Source organism: Trichlorobacter sp. (assembly GCF_030247655.1).
Classification (GTDB): Bacteria; Desulfobacterota; Desulfuromonadia; order Geobacterales; family Pseudopelobacteraceae; genus Trichlorobacter.
Window position 1 is genome coordinate 1 of sequence record NZ_JAOTRZ010000167.1, and the last position, 6,600, is coordinate 6,600.

Here is a 6,600-nt window from a genome sequence, read left to right on the forward strand (position 1 = left end):
AGAGTTAATCCCAGTGCGAACCAGACCTCTTGCATCTGCCTTCTCCCCTACCCTTCAAACAGGTGGGCTGCGAATACCAGCTGATCTGCCTTGCCCAACACCAATACAATATCATCCACCTCAAACTGCCAGACCGGATCAGGATTGGAGTTAACTTCATCTCCGCGTTTGATCACCAATACCGTCGCTCCACTACGGTCACGCAGCAGACCATCCCGCAGCTGGGTCCCTGCGATACCGGAACCGGCCTGCACCCTGAAGGTTGCAAGCTCCACCCCGGAAAGGTAGCCGGAAATACCGGTGGCGTGACTGTGACGCCGACTGACGGTCCTAAACATCTGGTAGGAATCACGACGGATCTCTGCAATACAGTGATCTATCTGGTCGTGAGGAATCATGTAGGTACGCAACACCCGTGAGAAAATCTCAACTGAGGTTTCAAACTCCTCCGGCACCACATCATTGACCCCCAATTGGAAAAGCGGTTCCATCTCCGCCACGTAGCGGGTACGGACAATCAGGTGAATGTTAGGGCGCATCTGTCTGGCTATGGCAGCAACCCGACGGGTGGCGGTTGCATCAGAAATCGCGATGACCATAATGCGCGCCTTCTCAATCAGGGCATGGGACAAAATCTCTGGTTTTGAGGCGTCACCGAAGATGATTCTGGTACCCTTTTTACGTTCAGCCTTAACCGTATGGTGATTGGACTCAATGGCAATGTAGCGGATGCCGTTGCCGTTCAGTACCCGTGCCAAATTCTTGCCATTGACACCGAAACCAACAATTACAACATGGTCTTCCATGGGAAAACGGTCATGACTGGTACCGGTTGTTCGTGTTCCACGCTTGAAGGAGGCGGGCAACCAGAACGCAATCCGGTTAGCAATCGGCTCAGCATATCGGAGCGAAAAAGGCGTAAGCGCCATGGTGGCCACCGAAGCAGCCAGAAAGAGCTGGTATTGATTTGCATCCAACAGGCCGAAGGTCTTGCCGGAATGAGAGAGAACAAAGGCAAATTCCCCCACCTGGGCCAACAACAGGCCGCTTATAAAAGCCGGTTTGGGGGGGAAACCAAGCGACAGTGCAGCGCCGGTAGCGACCAGAGATTTGACCAGCACAATAGCCAGGACAATCAGGAAGACGGCCAGCGGGTTCTGAAACACCGCAACAGGATCAAGCAACATCCCTACCGAGATAAAGAACAGGCTCATAAAGGCATCACGAAACGGAATGATATCCCCCATTACCTGATGGCTGTATTCTGATTCTGATATGGCCAGACCGGCAATAAAGGCACCCAATGCCAGAGAAAGTCCTACCTGGGCGGTGAGGAAGGCGGTGCCGAACCCTACAAAAATGTTAGTCAGGATAAACAGTTCTCGACTCTTTGCCTTGACCACCTGATTAAAGATCCAGGGTACGGCAAAACGGGCACTGAAATGGGAGACCACCACCACTACCAACGCCTTGGCAGAGACAATCACAATTCCAGCCAGACCATTGCCCGCCCCGCCTAAAAACGGGGTAAACAGCATCAGCGGCACTACACAAAGATCCTGAAAGATCAGTATGCCCAGACAGGTCTTGCCATGGGGTGAATCCATTTCACCGGCATCCATCAGCAGTTTCATCAAAATTGCGGTACTGGAAAGAGAGACCAGAAAACCAAAGAAGGCAGCCTGTTGCCACGGAAACCCCAGTGCCAATCCCAGCAGAGCAACAACACCAATGGTAACCCCTACCTGTAGCCCACCTCCCCATAGCACCAGATGCTTGATCCGCAGCAACTCCTTCAGGGAAAACTCAATGCCGATGGTGAACAGCAACAACACCACACCGATCTCAGCCATCTGTTCAACCTGATGGGTGTCCTTGATCAGACCAAGTGCGTAGGGGCCTGCCACAATGCCGGTGCAGAGAAATCCGATAATGGAGGGGAGTTTAAACTGGCGGAACAGCACCACGGTTACCAGTGCCAGTCCAAACAGCAATACCAGATCTTTCAGCAAACTAAATTCCATAACATCCACCAATGGTTAATAATTAAACAGACAGAAGTCAGGCCCTTGCATACATTTTTTCAATAGCTCTTCAAGGGCTTCAGATTTGAGCGGACGACTGAAGAAAAAACCCTGCATCTCATCACAACAATGCTGCTTTAAAAACGCAACCTGATCCTGCCGCTCTACCCCTTCAGCAATCACCGTCAGTTTCAAGCTATGGGCAAGTGCAATAATAGCCTGCACAATAGCTGCTGAATCACCTGACTTTTCAGCCATTTCAAGAACAAATGACTTGTCAATCTTCAGACGATCCAGTGGGAAATGCTTCAGATAACTAAGCGAGCTGTAACCGGTACCAAAATCATCAATTGCCAGGGTAACTCCCATTGCCTTAAGTGCTTTCAAGGTTTCATGGGTGCTGGCGATATTTTCAATCAACATTCCCTCAGTCAACTCAAGCTCAAGCAGATACGCTGGAAGGCCGGACTGTTCCAATGCGGTTCTTACCGTTGCCACCAATCCTGGATTACGAAACTGCTTGGCTGAGAGGTTAACCGCAACCCGCATAGGCGGAAGCCCCCGGTTTATCCATTGTGCTACCTGAAAACTGGCTTCCTTCAAGACCCAGGTGCCGATCGAAACAATCAGACCGGTCTCTTCGGCCAACGGAATAAAACGATCAGGGGCTATCATCCCCAGACTGGGATGTTTCCAACGCAGAAGCGCTTCCACCCCTACCATTTCACCTGTTAAAAAACTTATCTGGGGTTGATACACAAGATACAGTTCATCCCGTTCCAGGGCATGGCGCAGATAACTGCTCAGGGTCAGCATCTCCAGGGCGGAGGCATGCATATCCGATGAGTAAAAACGGAAGGTATTCCTGCCCTGTTCCTTGGCATAGTACATGGCAGTATCGGCATTTTTGAACAGGGTGTCGACATCGTTACCGTCATGGGGGTAGAGCGAGATTCCAATACTGCCACCGCTGTAGATCTCGCGATCAAAAAGTTCAATCGGTTGAGACATGGCAGCCAGCAGCTTGGCAGCTACCTCCATCACCCCTTCCCGATCCTCAACTCCCTCCAGTAACACGACAAACTCATCCCCGCCAAACCGGGCCACGGTATCAGATGTCCGTAGACAGGAAGTCAGTCGCTCGGCCACAATCTGCAACAGCAGATCACCAGAGCCATGTCCCAGGGTATCGTTGACCTCCTTAAAGCGGTCAAGGTCAATGAACAACAGCGCCACCATCTCTTTGTGACGACCTGCACGGGTCAACATCTGGTTCAGTCGATCCTTGAGAAGCACCCGGTTTGGAAGACCGGTCAGGCTGTCAAAGAACGCAAGTCGCTCAATCTCCTGGGCTGCTGCCCGGCGTTCGGTAATATCAGTGTAGAGCAACACCATACTAAAGATCTTGTTATCAGAACTTTTTAAAGGGGTGCCGACCAGATGGTAATGACGGCCTTCGTGCATAAAATTGGACTGTTCAACCCGGCGACCGGTGGTCATAATCTGATCAAGGATGCACTCTTCTCCTTCATGACCACAGATCAGATCGCGCAAATTTCTGCCCATTACCCCAAGCTGATCAGGAAAAAACGCCCCCAGGCTGTAATAGTTGTAGGCAACCACCTCCATCTGTTCATTCACCACAATAATGCCAGCGCCAACAGAATCAAAGACTGCCTGCAACTCATCCCTGGTATCACTCAGATCATTGTTGGTAGTATGCAGGTGTTCCAGTACCTGTTCAAAAGCCTCGGTAACAATACCGATCGGGTCCACCGCCAACAGGGTTTCATCATCAAGCTCATCAGGGTTAAGGGGAACAGTACCCATAACCTGCAACAGACGATCAGTTTTGGTGCGGATATACTGGACAAGCTCCTGATTCTTGGTCTGCAGCTGACTCAATTCGTTCCCGCAACCAATGGAGTTGATAGGTGGTAATGGGGTTTTTTCAGATGCCATCAAAAAATCCTGTCAATGGTAATACGATAGTATTCCTGTTCTTTCAGAACCTCTACTCGATACCCCATGGCACTGATCGATTCACTGATATGGGTGGTTGAGTTACGATTATCGGTTAAAATAACCAGCCTGAGTTCCCCTGCCCTGAGTTCTGTTTTATTGGTATTGGTTTCACGCAGGGCAGTCAACAGTGTTGAAGGACAGATCTGTCCACGCAGGTCAATTTCCTTGCAAACAGGTGCATCAGGCATAGCTAAACACTCCTCTCGGGCAGGTTAACGGGGTATCACCAGCCGGGTAAGTAACAGTCCACCCAGCCAGGCACCGGGAAACAGACCGGCCAGAAATAGAAAACTTTGCAAAGCAAGAATAGGCAGGCCGCCAAAGAGATGCCAGATGTTGCAGGCCGGAGCCATCCGGGAAGCCAGCCCCATGATAACACCCCCCAAGACAGCAGAGACAACTTGACGCCAGGGTAGTTTGATCTGCAGTCGCCATTCTCCCAGTCTGATAGCTGACCAGGCAGAGCCTGCCACGATACCAAAAATCAGTGGAAACTGAATCAGGGCAACTGCATCAAGTCCAGAGCCGGGGCCTCCGCTGATTATGCCCCCCCCAATGGCGGCGTGTAGCGTAAAGGAACCAGCTGGAAATAGTTGATAGATGCATAATACTCAGACGCAAGAGGTTCCAGCAGCATGGCACCAAATTTTGAATAAGAGGTGGTAATTCCCATCGGCATCCCCACCAACACTACAGAAGCAGCCCCGATCAACGCCAATCCCAATGCCGCCTGCCATGGCTGCAGATAACCATCAACAACACCGGTACGATACATACTTCCATCCCTGAACCAGCGCCAGATCAGAACAATCAAAACCGGTACCAGCAATGAAACAAACAGCCAGGGTGGCAGTCCAAGCAGCTGCGGTAGCGTCACAGCCTTGGTGGGCAGGGCTAATGCACGGGAAACATGCGTCCATTGAGGATACAGACAGGCAAAGAGCATACTGCCTGCCACCAGCCCCAGAAAAGCCAGCAAACCGGGAAAACTTCCGGCCCCCAGCCGGTAAAGGGTACCAACCACACACCCTCCGGCCAACACCATACCTATGCCAAACAAAAAACCACCCAGTAGATTGGTAAGAGAAGGTGGCCCGAAAAAGGGAAACGGAACAGACACAAAACCGGTCAGTCGGATCAGTTCAAACAGCGGTAGAGACACCGTTATCAACAGCAACAGGGTTTTCAACATGCGGGTTGCACGAAACAGAAACAGATCACGGAACATACCGGCAACACAGTAGTCTGAGCGGTGCATCAGAAAACCGGCCAATGCCCCCAGCAGAAAACCTCCTGCTATCATGCTCAGATGAATACTGGACACCGCTTCTCCCGGAAAAAAAATTCTTGCACTGTTTCTGCAGGTACTGCAGATCTTTTTTAATGGAATACAGCCTGTCAGACAACTCAAATCTAAACACCGTACTATGTTTAAGGGGATTAGAGAGTCACCTTAACAAGCAGATGCGATGATTGCAGCGGTTACCAGCGGCTACAATACGCCGCCAGATCAAACTTTCGTTTGCAGCCATCATAGCTCATATAACGGATATTACCAAACACCGACCGTTCCCCCCAGGCTCGATCATGCACTCCGCAGATGGACCAGGCGATACCGGCGTAACCGTTGGGATCACGACCATCAAGGGCATAACGGTCATTTAGGTAGACCGCTACGCTCAACGCCTCTTCCGGGCTTGCAGTCCATTCAAGAATCTTTTTGGCCCAGTACATGCGCAGATAGCCATGCATCCTGCCGGTCTGTAGCATCTCACGCTGAGCTGCATTCCAGAGCGGGTCATGGGTGGCTGCCTGTTCAAACTCATCCTGACTGTAACAGTAAGCGCGGAGATCATGGCGGTGTTTTTCAAGGGTCCGGCGTGCCCAGTCCGGTGCAGCATCAATGGTGTCATACCCTGGGCAATAAAAACAAAAATTGTCGGAAAGTTCGCGCCTTACAATCAATTCCTCAAGTACTGCCTCAACATCATCAGTATCACCTGAACGGGCAATTGAGAGTGCTGCCCGCTGGGGTGACAGATGCCCGAAGTGCAGCCAGGGAGAAAGACCGGACTGGCCATTAACAAGTGGATTGTTACGTCTGATCCCATAGCCGGTAAGACGGTGATCCATAAAATCAGCCAGGGCTTCTCCGGCAGCAGCTTCACCCGGCAGTACCGTGGCAACCTCAGAAACTCCGGTATCAGGTTGCAGTTGTGACAGCAACAGATCGACATCAAATGGCTCTGGTTCAGTTGACCAGCTAAAGGGATGATGCACCAATTGAGGAATATCAGTTAAAAACTCAGCTAACACTCTTTTCAGCTTGGGACGGAGCGTATAGGCTCCATATTCACGCTTAGGAGAAGCAAACCTGCAAGGCACGATATTATGACCGTCCACCTCCATAAACGCCACCTGCGCCGCCGCTGCTGCACCATCAAACCAACGACGCTTGATCCGCAACGGGTCAAAATCGCAGACCACGCAGCCGATCTGTTCCTGCTGGATAAAGCGCAGCATCGATTGCTGGGGATCACGGCTTAACCGC

6 protein-coding genes are annotated in these 6,600 nt (G+C 51.2%); all 6 read right to left on the reverse strand.

Annotated elements, in window-relative coordinates:
- Positions 1-47 precede the first annotated feature (47 nt).
- On the reverse strand, positions 48-2,024 hold the full coding sequence (locus OEL57_RS12545) for a monovalent cation:proton antiporter family protein (protein ID WP_300740872.1): 1,977 nt from the start codon (positions 2,022-2,024) through the stop codon (positions 48-50).
- Between the two features lie 15 nt (positions 2,025-2,039).
- The gene (locus OEL57_RS12550; protein ID WP_300740873.1) at positions 2,040-3,986 is read right to left on the reverse strand and encodes a putative bifunctional diguanylate cyclase/phosphodiesterase; all 1,947 of its coding nucleotides are present in this window, start codon (positions 3,984-3,986) and stop codon (positions 2,040-2,042) included.
- Entirely contained in the window at positions 3,986-4,237 is a 252-nt protein-coding gene (locus OEL57_RS12555; RefSeq protein WP_300740874.1) for a sulfurtransferase TusA family protein, read from the reverse strand. The genes OEL57_RS12550 and OEL57_RS12555 overlap by 1 nt, the downstream gene beginning before the upstream one ends.
- A 24-nt stretch (positions 4,238-4,261) precedes the next feature.
- Positions 4,262-4,522, reverse strand: coding sequence for a YeeE/YedE thiosulfate transporter family protein (locus OEL57_RS12560; protein ID WP_300740875.1), 261 nt, complete (start codon positions 4,520-4,522; stop codon positions 4,262-4,264).
- 68 nt (positions 4,523-4,590) lie between these two features.
- Positions 4,591-5,373 carry a YeeE/YedE thiosulfate transporter family protein gene (locus OEL57_RS12565; protein ID WP_300740876.1) on the reverse strand — a complete coding sequence of 261 codons (783 nt, stop codon included), beginning with the start codon at positions 5,371-5,373 and terminating at the stop codon, positions 4,591-4,593.
- Positions 5,374-5,531: 158 nt separating this feature from the next.
- Positions 5,532-6,600, reverse strand: a 1,069-nt coding sequence (locus OEL57_RS12570) for a deoxyribodipyrimidine photo-lyase (RefSeq protein ID WP_300740877.1), incomplete at its 5' end; no start/stop codon positions are given.

What these genes read in the sequence shown, in the direction of transcription:
- OEL57_RS12550 (WP_300740873.1), bottom strand. Translation starts at nt 3,986, where the DNA reads ATGGCATCTGAAAAAACCCCATTACCACCTATCAACTCCATTGGTTGC.
- OEL57_RS12545 (WP_300740872.1), bottom strand. Translation starts at nt 2,024, where the DNA reads ATGGAATTTAGTTTGCTGAAAGATCTGGTATTGCTGTTTGGACTGGCA.
- OEL57_RS12555 (WP_300740874.1), bottom strand. Translation starts at nt 4,237, where the DNA reads ATGCCTGATGCACCTGTTTGCAAGGAAATTGACCTGCGTGGACAGATC.